Consider the following 20160-nt stretch of genomic DNA (forward strand, 5'->3'; position numbering starts at 1 on the left):
CTCGTCAGCACCTCGCATAACAAGAAGCCCGGCCAATGGCCGGGCTGCTTGTTTATTGTGGCTGCGCTATTGCACCTTGTGTGCATCGGCTCGCGCTGTCGGGATTACAACAGTCCCTGACCCAGACCCCGCAGCCGATCGCTCAGGGTGCCAGCCAGCAGCTGGCGCTGCATCCCCTGCCCCGCCAGCGTCACCAGCAGCGCCCCCAACGTTGGCAGGCCAAGCCAGATGGCCCAGTGGAACTGCCACTGCCCCTCGAACCACCACCACTGCAGGCCAAAGGAGCAGAGCTCCACCACCATGGCGGCGCAGAGCCCCGCCAGCGCACCACTGGCCACCAGCTCCCAACGCAGCATCTTTTTCAGCAGTTCGCTGCTGGCACCCAGGGTGCGCATAAGCAGCAGTTCTCGCCGACGCTGGGCCATGCTGGCCTGGGTCTGGGTCAGCAGCACCAGCAGTGCGGCCACTGTCACCAGCCCCAGCATCAGCGCCAGCGCCCGGCTCACCTGCTCCGATACCTGAGTAAGCCGCGCAATCAGGTCATCCACATCGATAAGGCTCACCGTGGGGTGGCGGCGGATCAACTCCACCTCGGCAGAGCGCCCCGCCTCGGGCAATCGATAACTACCAAGCCAGGTACGGGAGAAGGATGCCAGCAGATCCTCGGAGAAGATCATGTAGAAGTTGGGACGCATATTGTCCCACTTGATGCTGCGCAAACTGGTGACCCTGGCGCCAAAGCTGCGCCCCTCGATGGTAAAGGCGAGCATGTCCCCCAGCTTGATATCGAGCCGCTTGGCCAGCTCACTATCCACCGACACCTCGCCGGGTCCGGCAAGCCATTTCCCGGCCACCAGCTTGTTGTCGATTGGCAGGGTTGTTGTGGTAGTGAAGTTGAGCTCCCGATCGACCCCCTCGCGGCCACTGCTGGCCCCCTCGCCCACCACCTCACCGGCGATATGGGTCAGCCTGCCGCGCACCATGGGGTAGAAGTCGGAAGTGTTGGCCCCGGCCGCCGCCAGTTCGCTCAGGATCCCCTCCCGCTCGTTCTCGGCCACATTGACCAGAAAACGGTTGGGCGCATCAACCGGGAGACGGGCTGAAAACTCATCCAGCAGATCGACCCGGGCCGCCCAGAGCAAGCCAAACAGCATCAGCGCCAGCGCAAAACCCGCCAGCTGAAATAGGCCGCTGCTGCGCTCGCGCGACAGGTGGGCCAGCGCCAGCCGCAAGGCATGAGGCCCGCTCACTTTCGTCCCCAGCCGCAACATCAGGGCTGCCAGCAGGGCCAACAGCCCCATCAGCAAACCCATGCCCCCCACCAGCCCCAGCGCCAGCCGCACATCGGCGGTAAAGCCCCAGACCAGCGCAAACAGCCCGAACAGGCCGACCGGCAGGGCCAGCCAGGGGGGAATACCCGCCTCCAGCTCCCGGCGCAATACCCGCAGCGGCGGCACTTTCAGCAGCCGCAAGAAGGGCACAAAAGCGAGCAGCAGGGTGATAAAGAGCGCCACCGCCACCCCCAGCGCAAAGGGGCGCCAGGAGGGGGGCGGCAGATCCGGCGGCAGCAGGTCCCCCAGCAGCTGCAAGGTGATCCACTGCATGACGGTGCCCGCTACCAGACCCAGCAGCGCACCGATCAGCGTCAACGACAGCAGCAGGGTTCCCATCAGTTGCCAGAGCGAGCGACGGGATGCCCCCAGGGTCTTGAGCAGCGCCACCATATTGGTCTGGCGCTCGGCAAAGTGGCGCACCGCGATGCCCATCGCCAACGCCCCCAGCAACACCCCGCTTAGCGAGGCAAGCCGGAAGAAACGCTCGGCATTGGCCAGCGAGCGGCCCACTTGGGATTCGCTGTCATCCGGTTTGATCCACTTCTGTCCGGCCTGCAATTGCGGCAACAACCATTGCTCGTAACGGGCCAGCGACTCTCGCGGCCCCTTGAACAGATAGCGCCACTGCTGGCGGCTGCCGGGGAGCAGGGCGCCGGTCGCCTCGATATCGGCACTGTGGATCAGCGCACGCGGCGCCAGCAGGAAGGGGCTGAAGCCCTGATCCGGCTCCTCGCCAAGCAGTCCTGCCACCTTGAGCACCGTATTGCCCACCTCCAGCTCATCCCCCGTTTTAGCCTTAAGCAGCTGCATCACCCGGGCGGAGAGCCAGATCTCGCCGGGAGCCGGGGCGCGGGCAGGTTCCAGAGTGAGCTTGCCGTAGAAAGGGAAACCGTCGGGCACCGCCCGAATGGAGGCAAGCTGCAACGCATCACCGTGAAACAGCATGCTGTTGAAGCTGACGGTGGTCTGCACCGCCAAGCCATCCTGTTTCGCTCGGGCCAGCCAGCCATCCGGCAGCGCAGCGGCAGTGCGCAACACCCGATCCGCTCCGATAAAGTCGCGGCCCGACGCCTTGAGTCCGGCATCGAGCCGATCCGCTACCAGCGCCACACTCAAGACGCACGCCACGCTAAGCGCTAGCGCCAGCACAAACCAGCGCAGTTCACCGCTGAAACCTTCCCGGCGAAGCAGTCGCCATCCCAATCGCCACTGCATCATCCCTTGCATCTCCCACCTGACCCGCAGCTCACCCCGTTACACCACATCATGGGGCACCTCGCGCTCCAGCCGACCCGCCGTCATGACCACTTGCCGCTGGCAGCGTTCGGCCAGCTGATGGTCATGGGTTACCACCACCAGCGTGGTGCCGTGCTTGCGATTGAGTTCAAACAGCAGCTCGATCACCTTCTCGCCGGTCTTGCTGTCGAGGTTGCCGGTCGGCTCGTCTGCCAGCAGCAGGCTGGGACGGGTCATAAAGGCGCGAGCAATGGCCACCCGCTGCTGCTCACCGCCGGAAAGCCGTGGCGGCAGATGGTGCAACCGCTCGCCAAGCCCGACCGCCGCCAGCAGTTCACGCGCTCTTGGCTCGCAATCCCGCTCGCCGCGCAACTCGGCGGGCAGCATCACATTCTCCAGCGCCGTCATGGTCGGGAGCAACAGGAACGACTGGAACACAAAGCCGATCTGCTCGGCGCGCAATCGGGCTCGCCCCTCCTCATCCAGCTCGCCAAGGGATTTGCCGAGGATCTCGATATCCCCCTGACTCGGCAGATCGAGCCCGGCCAGCAGCCCCAGCAAGGTGGACTTGCCGGAGCCGGAGGCACCGACCAGCGCCACCGTCTCGCCGCTATTGACTTGCAGATCGATCCCTTCAAGGATGGTGAGGCTTTCCTGGCCGAGGCGAACCGATTTGCCGAGGCCCTTGACGACAATAATGGGGGTTGAACTCATGCTCTGTATCCTTTGTTCCAATCCCTTGATGACAATCCATAGCGGGAGTTGAATTGATGGTGCGTATTCTGTTTGTCTTGTTCGTTGGCCTCGGCAGCCTGCTCTCGTCGGCTCAGGCCCAAACCCTGCTGGTGCTGGGAGACAGCCTGAGCGCTGGCTATCAGATGCAGGTTGAGCAGAGCTGGCCCGCCCTGCTCAACCAGAAATGGCAGGAAGAGGGGGGCAAACACACTCTGCTCAATGCCAGCATCAGCGGTGAAACGACCCAGGGGGCGCTGGCCCGTCTGCCCGCTCTGCTGAAGGAGCACAAGCCGGACTGGCTGCTGATCGAACTGGGGGGCAACGATGGCCTGCGCGGCTTCGCACCGACCATTACCCGCCAGAATCTGGCCAGCATGATCGCGCTCGCCAAGGAGCAGCAGACCCGTGTGGTGTTGACCCAAATCCAGCTGCCCCGCAACTACGGTGCCCGCTATCTGCGCCAGTTCGAACAGATCTTTCCCGAGTTGGCCCAGGCTAACGATCTGCCGCTGCTCCCCTTCTTTATGGATGATATTGCGCTGCGCCCTGAACTTATGATGAACGATGGTATTCATCCCACCCCGGCGGCCCAGCCACAAATCCGCGATAAAGTCGCCCGCTTTATGGAGCCGCTGCTCAGCCAATAAGCCCGCCGTCTATCACCAATATCCCATAACAAAATATCCCGCCAAAATCGGATGTTTTGAATGGTCGACGATCTCTGCGTGGCACCTTGATTCAACCAATCCATCGCCAATACCCAATAACAACACATCCCGCCGAAGCGGGATGTGTTGTTATTGATTTAGCATAACCTGCAGGCAACTTCTCAGCTTTCCAGCACCTGACGCAGCCGCTCCTGGGCCACCCCCACCAGCAAGTCGGGCTGGAATTTGGAGATAAAGCGGTCGCACCCCACCTTCTTGACCATGGCTTCGTTGAAGTTGCCGCTCAGGGAGGTGTTGAGGGTGATAAAGAGATCGGACATACGCGGATCGCTGCGCACCTCGTGGGTCAGGCGGTAGCCGTCCATCTCCGGCATTTCGGCATCGGTGATCATCAGCAGGATCTCGTCGGTCACCTTCTTGCCAGCATCGCACCACCCCTTGAGCAGGGTCAGCGCCTGCAGACCATCCTGACACTCGATCACCTCAAGCCCAAGCTGGCCCAGGGTCTCGCGCACCAGATTGCGGGCGGTGCTGGAGTCATCGACGATCAGCACTTTGCGTCCATGCATCTCGGGCAGGATCTCCCGGTCCAGCACCTCCTCGGAGATGCGGATGTCATAGGTGATGATCTCCGCCAATACCTTCTCCACGTCGATGATCTCGACGATCTGCTCCACTCCATCTTCGGGAATGCGGGTGATGGCAGTGAGGTAGTTGGCGCGCCCGGCGGAGCGCGGCGGCGGCAGTATATCCTTCCAGGTCATGTTGACGATGTTGGCCACCTGCCCTACCAGAAAGCCCTGAATGGTACGGTTGTACTCGGTGATGATGAGGTTGGATTCACTGTCGATGGGCATGGGACGCATGCCGATGGCGCTGCGCAGGTTGATCACCGGGATCGAGGTACCACGGATATTGGCCACCCCACTGATATTGTGATGGGAGCCCGGCATCTTGCTCAGATGGGGCAACTTGACCACTTCCCGTACCTTGAAGACGTTGATGGCGAACATCTGACGGGTGCCGAGACGAAACATCAACAACTCGAGTCGGTTTTCACCCACCAGTTGAGTTCGTTGATCAACGGAATCCAATATACTCGCCATACGCTGATATCCATCTGATTATTAATCGACTCTATTATAGAGGCTGCCCGCCAGGAAAGGCAGGCGCATTTTCAACCAGAGCGACCAACCAGACAAAAAAAGTGAGGCCGAAGCCTCACTTATCTCATTGATTTTAAAATCAATAGCTACAGACAGACTTCCAGCTGCCATCGGTTGCCTTGGGCTCGCTGCTGGTCCACCAGTTCGCCTGCCACACTACCTTGTTATGGGTGATGCGATCGCCGCCATTGGCATGATCCCCCTGTGGCCAGCTCGGATAGGCCTTGTAGGCCGCCGGATTGACGTTCTGGCTGCTGCAGCTGGTACCCGGATTCTCGCCGCCACCCGAGCCCAGCACGGCCTCCGGCAGGGTCGGGAACTCGGCCTTGAGACCAATGGTCTGGCTGCCGCTGATGATGCGCATACCGCTCGGCACGCCAGCGGCGGGCAGGTAGTAGGTCATGGCGACTTCAATCTCGGCCCCCGGCGCCAGAGTCTGCCAGCCCGGCAGGTTCATGGCGACCTTGTGGAAGTCCTTCTCGTTGGCAATGCCTTCCGAGTTGTCGTTGCCACCGCTCTCCACCACTTTCAGGCCCATGCCACTCTGATCCGTGATGGTGTCAGAGGTAGAGGTGGGCACCAGAAACTCGATGCGCGCGCCGCCCGGAATGGTCTGGGTCGACTTGTTGACCAGCTTGAGTTTCGGGTTGATCGGATAGTTGGAGTCCCCTTCCTTGAAGCCGGAGAGGCTGACCTGGATGTCGAGCTGGGCGCTCGGCGCGGCCAGATCGTTTTGCTTGGTGTTGTACGGAGTTGCCTTGGCAAACTTCTCATAAGCCAGGGTGGTCAGGGTACTACCCATGCCGTACTCGTTCTTGGCCGGATCGAAGGCGTAATCACCCGCCATTTCCCAGAACATCACGCCACCCAGACCGCGCTTGATGATGTAGTCGAGCTTGTGGCCCATTGACTCTTCATCTTCGGTTGAGAGGAACACCTTCTTCTCTTCGTTCCACAGCCAGGGCGCGTGGGCCTTCTCATCGTAGTAACGCACATACTTGCCCTGCATCACGTGAGCCGGATTGTTGGGATCCAGACCCCAGGCCGTGCCGTAGCTGGGCAGCGTGGTGATGCCGAGGCTGGCTGCATGCTCCAGGTTCTTGGCATGCCACATGGGCACGGCGCCACCGCCGATCTCTTTGCCGTTCTTGTCGAGATCATGCCAGATGTTGTCGATGCCGACCGCCCCGTTGCCGCACGGAATGGTGCTGCCACCTGTGCCCGGCTGGCACTCGTTCTGGCTCGGCAGGGCTGCCTTGCCACCCAACCCATGACTGCCACCGCTCACCCCCTGCCAACCGCGGGTGTAATAGGGCACACCGACGTTGATCTTGCCAGCCGCCAGCGCACCGCGGAAGTAGTGGGCAGACCAGGCGGCGTTGAGGTAACCGATACCGCCAAACTGGGTCTGGGTATAGACGCCCCAATGGGAGAGCTCGGGGTCGGCATTGTTGTCGAACAGGGCCGCGTTGTGACCGACAAAGTGGTTCCAGGCACCGTGGAAGTCATAGGTCATCAGGTTGACGTAATCGAGGTACTGGGTGACCTGGAAGTTCTCCATCCCACGCAGCAGATAGGCAGAAGCCGGTGAGGCGATGGTCAGCATATACTTGCGGCCATCTTCGTTACCTGCGTTGTCGAGCCGCGCCCGCAAAGTCTTCATCAGCACCTCGTAATTGGCAAACAGCTTGGCCCGGCACTGGTTGGAGAGCGGGAAATCGTTGGGGTTGCCCGCATCCTTCATCGAGGTGGGGTATTCGTAGTCGATATCGACCCCGTCAAAACCGTACTGGCGGATAAAATTCACCGCCGAGTCAGCCAGGGTGTTGATACCGGCAGTATTGACCGAGCAATCGCCCTTGGTGGTGGCGGTGTAGAAGCCGCGCGTATCGGCCCAGCCGCCGACCGAGATGAGGGTCTTCACGTCCGGATACTGCTTCTTGTACTTCGACAGCAGGTTGAAGTGGCCCTTGTAGGCAAATTCAGGATCCATCTCGGCACCCGGCACACCATCCCAGGTCATCTTGGTGGCAGCGTCGTCCACCTTGACCTGATGGCTCTGCTCATCCACCGCCGCGAAGGCGTAGTTGATGTGGGTGATCTTGTTCCACGGAATATCGCTCACCAGATAGGCGGGCAGGCCATTCTTGCCGGTGCGCCAGGAGGTGAAGTAGCCGATGACCCGGCGGGCATGGTCATCCCCCATGCACTCGTAACCATCCGGGCGATAGATCTGGCGAATGTCACAAGAGAGGTTGCCACCGGTGGGCGGCAGCGCGGCCTCCTCGACATTGACGGTCACCGCCGCCGACTCGCCGCTCAGATTGCTCTTGTCAGTGGCCACCAGCTTGAGGGCGGCACTCCCTTTGGCATCCGGCGTCCAGTTCACCTGCCAGGGGGCAGTGGTATCTTCGCCCACCTTCTTGCCATCGACATAGAGCTCGACTTTGGCCACATCGTTGTTGGCATCGGTGACGTTACCGCTCACCGCCACGCTGCGACCCAGCGTCACCTTGGCGCCGCTGGCCGGGCTGCTAATGCTCACCTTGGGCGCCTCTGGCGCCACCACGGCGGCGACGTTGAAGCTCGAATCAGCCTCGCTCAGCACCTTGCCATCTTTATCCAGCGCGCGAGCCTTGAGGGTATGGCCTCCCACTCCGGCAGCGCTCCAGCTGGCACTCCAGGGCGAGGCGCTGGCCGTGGCGACCAGCTTGCCGTCGACAAGGTATTCCACTTTAACCAGCGCCGTCACCGGGCCGCTCAGGGTCACTGCCAGCGCCACGCTGGCTCCTTCATTAAAACTGGAACCGGCAGCCGGTGAGCTGACGGCTACACCGAGTGCAGGAGGGGGCACCTCGCCCCCATAGGGCTTCCAGGCATCTGCCCAGACCACCCCGACACCCGGCTCATAGTGATAGGGGGATGCCCCGCACCAGCCTGAATAGGGAAATTCTTTGCATTCATAGAGGGCACCGACGTTGCTGACGATATCGCCAGCCTTGTAGGCAGTACCGGATTTATAGGCGGGATAAGCGGCCTGGGCCCAGGCGGGCGCAGCCGCAAGGGCGACCAGCATGGCAAGCCTGCTGGGTCTGAAGAGCTGTTGCATATTGTTATCTTCCTTGTTTTGTCTTGGCATTGGTCACCAAGGCAAAGAACAATCGCAACCTGCATGATGGGCGCAGACAACTGGCAATGGACCTGCCACAAAAACCACCCCTCACCCAGGGAAACCCCGCTATCTGGATCCGCGATCGAGACCGGAAGCATTGCGCCCCGACATCACTGCCGGTTTGCCCTTTACCTGGGTTCCGTGAGGAACGAACCCAGTATAGGAAGGCGACAAGATCCCCTCAATCTTTATTCTCAAAGAGAATTATCCCCTGCCACGAAAGCGTCATGATCACAGGGTTAAAATTGATTGAATTATCAAAAAAATCATACTGTTACTGGGATCATAAAAACGCTTTTCCTCGTCTTCCCAGATTCGTTTAATGTGCGTTGGCTCACTGGTATGACATGCCAGAAATGTGACAATGCGCGCCCTTGGTCAACGAGCCAAGGCTATGGAATCACTGGCAAAAATAAAAAAGGAACTCCTATGAAAGGTACTCGTACCCTGCTGTCGCTGGCCGTGGGGCTGGCACTTGCATCCTCAGGCGCCCATGCGGCATTTGTCTGCCCGTCCGATCCGGCTCAACTCACCCCCATCCCGACCATTCAGGGTACAGGCTCCGCCAGCGCGCTGGCCACCCAGACCGTGACCGACAAGAACGGCAATGTGACCGGCAAAATCAGCACGGGCACCTTCAACGTTCGCGGTATCGTGACGACGCTGGGCCAAAGCCTGACCAAGGGTTTCTATCTGACTGACCCGGTGGGCGATGGCAACCCAGCCACCTCTGATGGCATCTTTGTCTATCTGAACGACAAGGACTTCGCGACCAAATATAAAGACATCAAACCGGGGGCTGAACTCTGCCTCGAAGCCAAGGTCGAGGAGTATTACGGCGGCACCCAGCTCAAACCCACCTTCGAATCCAGCAAAGCCCGCCTGCAAGTCACCGCACAAGGGCTGAATGTGCCGACCAGCGTACTGCAGGTCAATGAAGGGGAGACGCTGGCGCAAGCCCTCAATCGTCACGAAGGGATGCGGGTACGGCTCGACAGCAGCAGTGACCTGCACCTGACCCGCAACTACGGCTTCGACTACAAGGTCTATCGCAACAACGTAGAGTTGGCCCACAAAACCCCGCTGATCAAACCGACCCAACTTCATGTTGCCAACAGTGCGGACGCTGTCGCACTGGCCACCAAAAATGGCAGTAACCGTCTGGTGGTCGAGTCTGATTACAAAGCACCGGATGGCCTACTGCCCTGGTTCCCGAGCTGGGATGCCGATCAGGGATATCTGCGCATCGGTGATCAACTGACCGGGCTGGAGGGGGTCATCGTATACAACAAGGATGCGTTCCGTCTGGTGGTACCGAGCGATGTCACCCTGACTGCCGGCGCCCTGCTGCGCAGCCCTGAAGAGGATCGTCAAGACGCACCGGCTCGCCTCGCTGGCAGCGATCTGCGGATCGGCAGCTTCAACGTGCTCAACTACTTCACCAGCCACTCCAGCATCGGCGGCGCACTCAATATCCTGTGCAAGGATCAGGCGGATGCCGACAACGCCAAAGGTTGCAACCGGGGTGCCAAGAGCCAGCCCGAGTTCGAGAAGCAGCGCACCAAGATCGTCAATGCCATCACCGCAATGGATGCCGATCTGCTCGGCCTGATGGAGATGGAGAACAACGGCTTCGAGGATAACTCGGCCCTCCACAATCTGGTGACCCGCCTCAACGAACAGCAGAAGGATGCGAGCAAACACTACGCCTATGTGCGTCTGCCGGTCACTGCCCTTACCGATGGCAAGTTCTTCGGCGGTGACGCCATCATGGTGGCGATGATCTACCGCCCTGCCCTGCTCACCACCAGCGGAGATGCCAGCGTCATCAAGCTGCCGGAGCAGCGCTACACCACTGGTGGTGTAGCCAAGACAGCCGGTCAGCGCGATTCTCTGGTTCAGACCTTCACCCTCGCCAAGAGCAAGGAGCCGCTGACACTGGTGGTCAACCACCTCAAATCCAAGGGGTCAGGCTGCTACGAAAATGGTGATGGCAAGACAGAACCGGCCGACCTGCAAGGCAAGTGCACCGAGTTCCGGGTCTCTGCCGCCAAGGTGCTGGGTGAGGCGGTCAGCAAACTGCCGGGCCAGGTGCTGCTGGTGGGCGACTTCAACTCCTACGCCAAGGAAGATCCGATCCGGGTGCTGACCGACTACAACCCGGCCACCAGCGAGCGGAAGATCGTATCGGCCTCCCACACCTTTATCGGTGAGCAGTCCTATGAACAGCTCGGTCGCGAAGTGACTCGCAGCTACGGCCTGATCGATCTCAACGTCAAATTCAACAAGGAGAAAGCCATCTCCTACAGCTACGACGGGGAGCTGGGCACCCTGGACTATGCCCTCGCCAACCCGGCGCTGGCCAGCAAGGTGGCTGGTGTCGCCGACTGGCACATCAACTCCTTCGAGAGCTCCCTGTTCGAATACGGCAGCCAGTACACCGGCTCCCTGCCCAAGTCTGACAACCCCTTCAGTGCCTCCGACCATGATCCCATCATCGTCGACCTGAGACTGGAGAGCGATGCCACCAAACCGGACACCTCCTCAGGCGGTGGTGCACTGGGACTCGGCCTGCTGGCCCTGTTGCCACTGGCCTGGCGACGTCGCCATTAATCACAAGCGCATCTGAATAGTGCAAGCAAAGCCCGCGAGTCTCGCGGGCTTTTTCATTCAGGTCATTGGATTTACAAATGAAAGGCGCGGACGTATGGAGAAAATAAATGATGGAGAAAACAAAAAGGCCACCGCGATGCGGTGGCCTTTTGCTTCTTGTAACAAGAATTTGGTGGAGCTACGCGGGATCGAACCGCGGACCTCTTGCATGCCATGCAAGCGCTCTCCCAGCTGAGCTATAACCCCAAATTCGGTACTGAATGAATGGTTCTGGCGGCCATTCATCCTAAATAATGGTGGAGCTACGCGGGATCGAACCGCGGACCTCTTGCATGCCATGCAAGCGCTCTCCCAGCTGAGCTATAACCCCAAATTCGGTACTGAATAAATGGTTCTGGCGGCCATTCATCCTAAATAGTGGTGGAGCTACGCGGGATCGAACCGCGGACCTCTTGCATGCCATGCAAGCGCTCTCCCAGCTGAGCTATAACCCCACAAAGGTCGGCTTGGGTGATACACACCACACTGCCCTGGGTATTCAATCACAATCAAGAATCTGGTGGAGCTACGCGGGATCGAACCGCGGACCTCTTGCATGCCATGCAAGCGCTCTCCCAGCTGAGCTATAACCCCTTTGATTCCAGATTGTTCGAGGAGAATTTGGTGGAGCTACGCGGGATCGAACCGCGGACCTCTTGCATGCCATGCAAGCGCTCTCCCAGCTGAGCTATAACCCCAACTCACCTCGGCGCCACCGAAGTTATCTCCGGCAACGGAGGCGCATGATAGGCATCACCCGCTTTGCTGTCAACCCTAAAATAACCACGACTGATTCGTTTAGTCAAAATTGCAGCAGTTCGCTGTTTTTACCAGCAAGACGCGTGCTATCTCTCTGTTTTATGTCATAAATCGGCTCAAGCACCTATAAAGGAGAGGCCGTGCAGCAAGCCTCTTTCCCCGTGCAACGCCCCCGCTCTCAAGCATCTTTTGCAGGCTGATCGTCAGCTTCTCCCCCGTCACCTCGGGAAAGCCTTTCCATAAAGGGCATTGCATTTGAAAACCCTTTCCATGATTTTTGTAAATTTACAACACAGAAAGTTGATCTGGCTCACAAATGACCATAGGATCAAACCGTGACCCAGGTCACACACCATAACCATAAATGACAGAGCGATGAGGTAAACCATGTTTGAGAATCTGGCAGTCCTGTTCCACCTGCGCGGTGCAACCACCAAGAACGGCGTTGTAGAGAAAGATGCCTATGCCCCCTCCACCCGTGAATACTACTTCCGCTACGGCAAGTAATTGCTGAAAGCCTTTCACGGAAAACGTAATAAAACTACAACACACATCATCACACAGCCCTTTCGAGGCGCTGTCCTGTCCGGGCCAGATGTTCCACGGCCAAACCTGAACTCCACCAAACAAGAATGGGGCCCGCAGGCCCCATCTTTTATTGCTCCAGACTGTGATTACACCAGATAGTGCGCTGGCTAATCGGTAAGCGTTGTAACCCTGAAACGGCTCAGAGCTTGATCCAGGCATCGGCCCAAGCCGTGCCCTTGCCCGGCTCATAAGCCCAGGCGGCACCGGCACACCAGCCGGTGTAGGGGTGCGGTTTGCACTCGTAGCTGGCACCGCCGTTGCTGACCCGCTCGCCCGCCTTGTAGGGAGTCCCCTCTTTATAGGCCGGATAGTCAGGCGGCGTTACACCCCCCTCCTCCCCTTTCACCAGCAGGCTATGGGTAGTGCTGCGGCTCAGATTACCTTCATCAGTGACCGTCAGTTTGATATCCAGTTTGGTATCGCTGGCCGGCTTGGGCAGGGTCAACTCCAGTGTTACCTGATCCAGTGCCGGGGCAGAGGCTCCAGCCGGGATAGTCCAGGCATAAGTCAGCGGCTTGCCTTCCGGATCGCTGGAGTGCTGGCCGGAAAGGGTCACCTTGCTGCCACCTTCGGCCTGCGCCGGGCCGGTGATATTGGCCACCGGTGGCAGGTTGGTGCCACCGCCGTTATCCTCGATCACCACCTCCGGATAGAAGTGCTGAACGCAGCGGCTGTAATCCCCTGCCTTGAAGGCGCTGAAACGGGTCTGGTAGCCCACCAGCTTGCAAGCGTAACTCTTGCCGCCGTTGGGGTTCTCTGCCACATAGCTCCAGTCCTGCTCCCAATAGATGGGCAAGGCACCGGCGCCATTGTCATCAAACACCTTCATATTCTTGCAACCCAGCACCTCGTCGGATGGCACCGCCACCCCGAGGTAGTTGGCAAACTCGCGGTAGTAGTTGATGCGGTTCTGGGACTGGGCATGCTCAACCGGACCGCCGCACTCCACCCCGCCGTTGATGATCTGGGTGGTGACCCCGAAGCCCGGCACCAGACCGTTCTGCTTGTCATGGTCATTCGGCTGCCAGGTACCATCGATGACATGGAGCATGGAGGGCTTGGGCGGCTGCGGATAGGTATAGAAGAACACCGCGCTGGCGAGGTTCAGCCAAGTGTCGGCCACCAGATCGGGGCGGTCGAGCAGGGTGCGCACCGTACCGAACATCGCCTCGGAGAAGGGGCCGTAGTTGTAGTTGTAGGAGAGCTGCTTGGCGCCGCGGCCAAAGTAGCTCTTGAACTCGCCATTGTCGAACGTACCGCACGGCCACTGCTGACCCTGCCACACATCGGGACGGCACTCGGCGTTGTAACCGCCGCGCATGGTCTCATTCCATCCCATCTCGCGCACGTAGACCAGCGCCTGACGCCACTCGGCTTCCGGGCGCCAGTTTTCATGGCCGCCAGTCTCTTGGGCGAAGTGGGCGAACATGGTCGCCAGGGTCTTGCGGCAGATGGCATCGGCATCGCGGCCATCGCTATAGTCGCTGCACAGGGCCGGGAACTTGGCCGCCGCCTGCAACAGGCCGCGATAGGTGTACTCGGGGGCGCGCAGCGGGAACAGGTAGTTGAACTGGCTCTCGCTCAGCAGGGTTTCGACCCGCTTGACGTTGCCCGGGTTGTCGGCACGGCCCGGCTGCACCGCCTCGACCACCAGATTGTCCCGGGTAGCGATGGAAGCCTTGACCGCTTCCATCGCCGGGAAGTCGGTCAGCGCCTTCTCTTTGGCATCCAGCTCGGCCTGACTCATATAGACGGGGGTAGTGCTGCCATCCGGCGGAGTTGGCGTCGGCGGATTGGGCTTGTCATCGCCACCGGTATCCGGCGGGGTCACTTCCCCTTCGCCGACAAGCTTCCACGGGGTATCCCACTCATTGGCGGCCGCCATGCCGGGAGTCTGACCCGGGTTGACCCACCACTTGGCCTCGAAAACCTGGCCGTTGTAATTGACCTGGCTGCCGCCCGGATAGGATTTGTTGATGTCATATGCCTCGGCCGCCCACAGGTGGCCGCTCAGCATCATGCTGGCAAGCAGAAGGGTGATGCGGTTTTTTTTCATTATTGTTGCTCTCTATGGTTTTGTGGCAAAAGGCGGAGCCCGCCTGAACAGACTCCGCCATCTTCATCATGGACTCAACCTAGGGGCAGCTTGCCGCCCCGACATCCAGCCAGACATCGTGCTTGCCCGGCTCATTGCCTTGAGTCCACCACTTGGCCTTCCACTGACGGCCGTTGTGGTTGGTCAGCTCACCGCCGTTGTAGGCAACGGTCGCGCTCCAGCCCAGCTCAACCTGACTCGCCAGCGCCCACTGATCGGCGGCGCGGCCCGGTTCATTGCCCTGAGTCCAGTACTTGGCACGCCATACCAGCTGGTTGTGGCTCACCTTGTCGCCGCCGTTATAGACCTTGCTGGCCTGCCATGCGGGAACATTCGCCGCTTCCGGATCTGTGGTGTTGCAAGAGCCGTCGACCACGGGCGCCAGCGTCAGCACGACGCGCCCTTCGCTTTGATGTACCCCGTCCGAGACGCTCACACTCAGCTCATGCTGCTCACTAGTGGTAACAGCCGGCGGTAGCAGACGCAGGCTGGCACTGGTCTCGCCTTCTACCTGCCAGCCCGTCGGGAAGTGCCAGCGGTAGCTCAGCGCATCCCCCTCGGGATCCCTCGCCTCGGCGGTGATGGTCAGCCACTCACCGCCGATGCCGCCAAGCTGCGCCGGTACGGTCACCACCGGAGGCCGGTTCTCCACCACGCCCTGATCCAGCGGCCGCCCGTTGACGGTAAAGGAGAGGATCTGCTGCGGTGGCAACAAGCTCTGCTGTACCAGTGTCTGGCCACGGCACTGGATAGTGGCGCGACCGGGCTCGCTGGCGGTGGGCAGGTTGATGTGGAACTTGTTCATGACGCTGCTGGCCGCTCTGTGATTGGCCAGCCTGAAGCGCTGCAGACCATCGCGGGTCTCCACCTGCAACTGGCAGTCATTGCCGGACAGGGTGTTGCTGTCATCCGGATAGGTGAAGCCGTAAGCGCCGTGCAGAGCCGGATAGATGTAGCTGCGCAGGGCTCCTTGCGGATCGTAATAGCCCACCAGGGTGGTCACCGGCACGCCGAACTGCTCGGGCTTGCGCGCAACCTTGGTATCGATGGGGGAGACCTCCACCCAGCTCTGGCCATCCGAGGTGAAGCTCTTCTTGAAGCCCCGGTTCACCACAATTTCCTTGCCGTTAATAAAGAGGCGACTGTTGTAACCGGCCCCGTGATCGATGGTCAGACTGCGCCCACGGTTGTCCGCAGAGGCAACCGGCACCCGGATATCACGAGTCCAGCGACCATCCCACATGGCGACCCTGACCAAGCCGTAATCCGCCAGCAGGGCACTCAGTCCAGCCTCGCTCAGGGCATCCATGGGGGCATCGACCTTCTCGATCCCCTCGATTGTGTGCTGATAGGGCTCCATCCTGGCCGTCGCACTGTTCCACTTGCTAAAGCCGGTGGCCGAGTTGGCATCGAACACCGCCTTGCTCTCCAGAAAACGCTGGATAATGGCGGCCGAATTGGGGGTATAGAGGGTGAAACGGTTGGCGCCGGAGAGAGGGCGGCCGCCTGCCATCGCATCGTGGCCAAACTTGCGGCCATCGAACGGTGGCTGGCACTGGCCATCCAGACAGGCATCCTCATTAGTGCGGGTCGGTGAGAAGTTGGGGATGAAACGGTGTTTGTCACTGTCCCAGCCCCAGCTGGAGTTGAGCTGATCGGCACTGCGATGAACCGAGCCGCGGAAACCATCCACATAGTGGCCAAGGCCGAAGTTGTGGCCCACCTCGTGGCTGAACTCGTTGCCCAGCGAATCATCCAGCGTGACGATGCCACCGCCGCCGGAGCCACCGTGCACCTGAACCCCATTGGCATATTTGCCGCGGCTGTTGTGCGCCGTCAGCTGGGCCACCACAAAGGGATGGCTCCCCTCCCCTTCACCGGCACTGCTGTTGATGCCGTAGTTGGCATTGTCGATGCCGTGGGAGATAAGCTCCTTGCCGATGCGCTGGCGCATGGTGCCGCCATGCCAACCCCCCTCGCTCGGGTCAAAATCGGTCAGCAGGGTGCCATTGGGCAGCATCACCTCAGGCAGGGAGAGCGGTGCATACTGACTGACGATCAACCGGCTGGCCGGGATGGTCTGGAAGTATTCGCGATGTGCCTCCTTGTCATTGGCAAAGGCAAAGCGATCCCGTGGCGGGGTGAGCATGCCGATGTCGATGGTGTGCAGCAGCAGCTCGCCGGGGGCGCCGACCTTGATGTCACGCAGTTCACCACTGAGATTGCCCTGACGAACGGAGAGGTTCAGTCCGGGCTGGATCCACTCGGCAGGCAGCTCGCCGCTCCAGGTATTCGCTGCATAGGTGATGCGGTTGTTCTCCAGCTCCCCCTCGCGGAACCACTGCCCATTGGCAAACTTGAACTGCAGGGTCTGGCCACGGGAGACGGTCACCTGCCGCTCGCCATAGAAAATTGTCGAGTTGTAGCCTGCGCTGGAACGCAAGCGCACCATCTTACCCTCCAGCTCCGGGCTCACGGGCAGGTAGATATCCCGAACCCAACGGCCGTCGGCGGTCTGGATCTCCACCAGCGCGCGACCAGTCAGCCGATCCTTGAGGAAGGTGCCGCTCTTGTCGCTCAGTTTGGCCAAATCAGCACTGCTGCTGATGACGGCAGTGGTCCCGCTCTCCGGGACGAAGCTCACTCCGCCTTCGGGAACCCCCGCGAGGTGATAGACAGTCTCGGGCAGCGCCGATGGCGGTGACAAGGTCAGGGAGCCCAGCAGCGTGCCGCTGCCGTCACGGGCCTCCACTGTCATCGGGGTCACCCCGTCGGCCTGGAGCGGTTGCACCAGCAGCAGACTCTTGCGCAGGCTGGTCAGGATGGGTTGGCGATCCCCCTCTTTGGGATGGGACGGCAGGATCTGGCTCTGGGCAAACTGCACTCTGGCAGCCAGGCTGCCCGCAAGATCGCTTTGCGGTGTCGTGTCATTGAATATCAGGGGCGAGGTGGTGGCAGACAAGGGGCCAGCCGCCAGGGTTGCCATGATGAGGGCAGCGATTCGGGTCACATTTGTGGTCATTGTCGGATTCTCGTTCATATTGCTACCGGGAATGAGGGGCATGTCGCCATGCCCCGTCATCGGTGAGGAGGCCTCAGTTACAGCTTGCTGCCCCGATATCCAGCCAGACATCGTGCTTGCCCGGCTCGTTGCCTTGAGTCCACCACTTGGCCTTCCACTGACGGCCGTTGTGGTTGGTGAGATCCCCGCCGTTGTAGGCAACGGCAGCGTTCCAACCCAGATCAACCTGACTCACCAGCGCCCACTGATCGGCGGCGCGGCTCGGCTCATTACCCTGAGTCCAGTACTTGGCACGCCATACCAGCTGGTTATGGCTCACCTTGTCACCGCCGTTATAGACCTTGCTGGCCTGCCATGCGGGAACGTTGGCTGCTTCCGGATCTGTGGTGTTGCAAGAGCCACCCTCACCGCCTTCGTTGATCGGGGTAACGGTGAGGCGGGTTGCCGCGTTGGCGTCGAGCGCACCGTCAGAGACTGTCACTGAGAGGTCATAACCTGTTTCGACATCCACCGCCGGGCCGGTGACCACCAGGGTGGCGCTGCTCTGGCCGGTCGCCGTGATACCGGCAGGCACTTGCCATTGATAGATCAGCTCGTCGTCGTTGGGGTCGGATGCCTTGGCGGTGATGCTCACCTGCTTGCCCTCTTCCACCTTGACGCTGGCGGGCAGAGTGACCACTGGTGGTAGGTTGGGCTGCGGCGCCTTGTTGGTCACCACCACCTGATCCCTGGCGGTCAGTTGATGGTCATCGGTCACCGTCAGCTCGAATACCAGGGCGGTATCGGCACTGACGGCATTCACATCGACCCGCACCTTGGCCTGCGTGGTATCACCCAGCACGGCTTGCGGACCGGAAACCTGCTTCCAGCTGTAGGTAAGGGAGCCTTTTTCCGGATCGTGGGAGGCTGAGCCATCCAGCAGCAGGGTAGCCGGGCCGGTCACCGCCACATCGCTGCCCGCATTAGCAACCGGCGGCTTGTTGGCGGGCGGAGTGACCCCTTCGCCGTGACCGAGACCTTCATGCATGGCGTTAAGGATGTCGCCGTTGTCGGCATCGATCTCCCAGGAGAAGAGCCCGCCCAGCTTGTTGGCCAGCACGTATTGGCCTTTCGCCTTGACCGAGCGCTCGTCGTCATAGGTGATCAGCTCGCCGGTGGAGGGCTTGAACAGGGTGGCCGCTTCGGCAGTCTCGTCGTAGTTGTACTCCCAGCCTGCGCCCATATGGCTGTTGACGATGTGGCGATAATCCAGCACGCCATCTTCCCAGGTGCCCTTGATCTTGCCGGTGGCAGTGCCGGTGAAGGGATCGTTGCCCTGATATCCGCTCACCCCTTTCCAGCCGCGACCGTAGGCGGCGGCACCGATCACCAGCTTCCCGGAGTCGACCCCCTGCGCCAGCAGTTGCTGTACCGCTGCATCAGTGTTGTAGCGCTTGTTGGCCGAGCCGTTGGTGGCCTGATAGAGGTTGGCCTGATGACCCAGGGAGGTATTGCTCCAGGCACCGTTGTAGTCGTAACTCATCACGAAGAGGTGGTCCATGTACTGCTGGGCAGCCTTGTAATCCACATCCTCAATTTTGTCGTAACCGGCCCCGATGGCGGAGGTGAGCTGATAGGTGCGACCGGTCTCGGCCTCCAGCTCGTCGAGCATGGCGCGCAGATCCTTCATGATCAGCACATAGGTTTCCCCATCTTTGGTCTTGTCCCCCAGATTGGGGTTGGCACCGTCGCCGCCCGGGAACTCATAGTCGATATCGACACCGTCGAAGAACTTCCAGGTCTGCAGGAACTCCTTGACCGAGGCGACGAACACGTCACGCTTGGCCTTGTCATGCATGAAGAAGAAGGGGTCGGAGAGGGTCCAGCCACCGACGGAGGGGAGGATCTTCAGGTCCGGATAGGCCTGTTTGAGGGCCATCAGGTTGCCAAAGTTACCCTTGTAGGGCTCATCCCAGGCGACCAGTGACCCCTGCCCTTTTTGCAGCGCGGCCCAGGGATCGTGAATGGCGACCTGGAAATCCTTGCGCCCGGCACAGGCACGTTGCAGCGCCTGGAAGCTGCCGGCAATCTCTTTGAGGCTGTCGTTGAGGCCATCACCGCCACAGATCGGGGTGAAGCCATAGAGGATATGGGTCAGGTTCTGGGCCGGCAGCTTGTCCACGGTGAAGTTGCGATCATAGACCCCCCACTCCACATAGTAGGTGCCGACCACCTTGCCGGACTTGTTGACATAGGGTTTGTTATTCTCCTGCAGGGCAGGCTTGAGCGGTGCAAGGTGGCTGCCGTCGGTATCGGCGACCACGATCTCCTTGGCATCAGACAGGGTACAGCCATCGCCGTTGCACAGCGCGACCTGCATCTGATAGCGGCCCCCCTTGTGCACCTTGAAGGTGGCGGTACCCGCGGCGGAAGAGGGACCGGACCAGACTTCCTTGCCATCCAGCAGCACCTTGGCACTCTGGCCAATATCGCCGTTCCAGAGATTCCAGGTGACGGTCACATCGGCGCCATCCTTCACCTTGACCAGCTCGTTATAAGCGGTCGCGGACTGGTTGACTTCAACGATGGCAAACTTGGTGGGGCCCCAACCGATGGCGGGTTTTCCGGGAGCTGCCGCATAAGCGGCGGAGGAGGCGAGCAGGGTGCCGACCATCATGGCCAGCAGTGCGGGTTTTGGACTTAGCATATTGCTTTCCTTTTCGTTATTGGAAAAACGAAAGGGCAACGCAACAC

The 20160-nt window shown here is 60.4% G+C and carries 9 protein-coding genes, 5 tRNA genes and 1 riboswitch; of the genes, 2 read left to right on the forward strand and 12 right to left on the reverse strand.

The annotated features are described in order from the left end of the window. Nucleotides 1–104: 104 nt before the first annotated feature. Nucleotides 105–2552 carry an ABC transporter permease gene (locus ACB035_RS08365; protein WP_139410259.1) on the reverse strand — a complete coding sequence of 816 codons (2448 nt, stop codon included), beginning with the start codon at nucleotides 2550–2552 and terminating at the stop codon, nucleotides 105–107. Between the two features lie 36 nt (nucleotides 2553–2588). After that, nucleotides 2589–3284, reverse strand: coding sequence for an ABC transporter ATP-binding protein (locus ACB035_RS08370; RefSeq protein ID WP_139410242.1), 696 nt, complete (start codon nucleotides 3282–3284; stop codon nucleotides 2589–2591). Between the two features lie 56 nt (nucleotides 3285–3340). Here ACB035_RS08370 and ACB035_RS08375 point away from each other — a divergent pair, with 56 nt between their 5' ends. Continuing rightward, nucleotides 3341–3952 (forward strand): arylesterase, encoded by a 612-nt coding sequence (locus ACB035_RS08375; RefSeq protein WP_106842862.1) that lies wholly within the window; start codon nucleotides 3341–3343, stop codon nucleotides 3950–3952. A 182-nt stretch (nucleotides 3953–4134) separates the two neighbouring features. Here ACB035_RS08375 and ACB035_RS08380 read toward each other — a convergent pair whose 3' ends face one another. Continuing rightward, the gene (locus tag ACB035_RS08380; protein WP_005362471.1) at nucleotides 4135–5079 is read right to left on the reverse strand and encodes a chemotaxis protein CheV; all 945 of its coding nucleotides are present in this window, start codon (nucleotides 5077–5079) and stop codon (nucleotides 4135–4137) included. Between the two features lie 139 nt (nucleotides 5080–5218). Continuing rightward, nucleotides 5219–8248, reverse strand: a complete 3030-nt coding sequence (locus ACB035_RS08385) for a glycosyl hydrolase family 18 protein (protein ID WP_371167056.1) — start codon at nucleotides 8246–8248, stop codon at nucleotides 5219–5221. 116 nt (nucleotides 8249–8364) lie between these two features. Continuing rightward, nucleotides 8365–8447: riboswitch (cyclic di-GMP riboswitch) on the reverse strand. A 293-nt stretch (nucleotides 8448–8740) separates the two neighbouring features. Here ACB035_RS08385 and ACB035_RS08390 point away from each other — a divergent pair. Then, entirely contained in the window at nucleotides 8741–10924 is a 2184-nt protein-coding gene (locus ACB035_RS08390; RefSeq protein WP_371167057.1) for an ExeM/NucH family extracellular endonuclease, read from the forward strand. A 170-nt stretch (nucleotides 10925–11094) separates the two neighbouring features. Here ACB035_RS08390 and ACB035_RS08395 read toward each other — a convergent pair. From ACB035_RS08395 to ACB035_RS08430, 8 genes are all read right to left on the reverse strand, one after another. Beyond that, a tRNA-Ala gene (locus ACB035_RS08395) sits at nucleotides 11095–11170 on the reverse strand. 48 nt (nucleotides 11171–11218) lie between these two features. Next, nucleotides 11219–11294: transfer RNA gene (locus ACB035_RS08400), tRNA-Ala, on the reverse strand. A 48-nt stretch (nucleotides 11295–11342) separates the two neighbouring features. Next, nucleotides 11343–11418: transfer RNA gene (locus tag ACB035_RS08405), tRNA-Ala, on the reverse strand. 63 nt (nucleotides 11419–11481) lie between these two features. Next, nucleotides 11482–11557: transfer RNA gene (locus tag ACB035_RS08410), tRNA-Ala, on the reverse strand. Between the two features lie 28 nt (nucleotides 11558–11585). Continuing rightward, nucleotides 11586–11661, reverse strand: a tRNA-Ala gene (locus ACB035_RS08415). A 788-nt stretch (nucleotides 11662–12449) separates the two neighbouring features. Further along, nucleotides 12450–14366, reverse strand: a complete 1917-nt coding sequence (locus ACB035_RS08420; RefSeq protein ID WP_371167058.1) for a glycoside hydrolase family 19 protein — start codon at nucleotides 14364–14366, stop codon at nucleotides 12450–12452. Between the two features lie 79 nt (nucleotides 14367–14445). Continuing rightward, a complete protein-coding gene (locus tag ACB035_RS08425) occupies nucleotides 14446–17427 on the reverse strand; it encodes a M66 family metalloprotease (RefSeq protein ID WP_371167059.1) in 2982 nt (993 codons plus the stop codon). A 73-nt stretch (nucleotides 17428–17500) separates the two neighbouring features. Then, nucleotides 17501–20113 (reverse strand): glycosyl hydrolase family 18 protein, encoded by a 2613-nt coding sequence (locus ACB035_RS08430; RefSeq protein WP_371167060.1) that lies wholly within the window; start codon nucleotides 20111–20113, stop codon nucleotides 17501–17503. Nucleotides 20114–20160: the final 47 nt, after the last annotated feature.

Origin of the sequence: Aeromonas sp. S12(2024), assembly GCF_041402305.1 — a bacterium.
GTDB lineage: Bacteria > Pseudomonadota > Gammaproteobacteria > Enterobacterales > Aeromonadaceae > Aeromonas > Aeromonas veronii.

Bases quoted from the DNA above. Each gene is read 5' to 3' on its own strand.
- ACB035_RS08365 (WP_139410259.1), bottom strand. From the start codon at position 2,552: ATGATGCAGTGGCGATTGGGATGGCGACTGCTTCGCCGGGAAGGTTTC.
- ACB035_RS08370 (WP_139410242.1), bottom strand. From the start codon at position 3,284: ATGAGTTCAACCCCCATTATTGTCGTCAAGGGCCTCGGCAAATCGGTT.
- ACB035_RS08375 (WP_106842862.1), top strand. From the start codon at position 3,341: ATGGTGCGTATTCTGTTTGTCTTGTTCGTTGGCCTCGGCAGCCTGCTC.
- ACB035_RS08380 (WP_005362471.1), bottom strand. From the start codon at position 5,079: ATGGCGAGTATATTGGATTCCGTTGATCAACGAACTCAACTGGTGGGT.
- ACB035_RS08385 (WP_371167056.1), bottom strand. From the start codon at position 8,248: ATGCAACAGCTCTTCAGACCCAGCAGGCTTGCCATGCTGGTCGCCCTT.
- ACB035_RS08390 (WP_371167057.1), top strand. From the start codon at position 8,741: ATGAAAGGTACTCGTACCCTGCTGTCGCTGGCCGTGGGGCTGGCACTT.
- ACB035_RS08420 (WP_371167058.1), bottom strand. From the start codon at position 14,366: ATGAAAAAAAACCGCATCACCCTTCTGCTTGCCAGCATGATGCTGAGC.
- ACB035_RS08425 (WP_371167059.1), bottom strand. From the start codon at position 17,427: ATGACCACAAATGTGACCCGAATCGCTGCCCTCATCATGGCAACCCTG.
- ACB035_RS08430 (WP_371167060.1), bottom strand. From the start codon at position 20,113: ATGCTAAGTCCAAAACCCGCACTGCTGGCCATGATGGTCGGCACCCTG.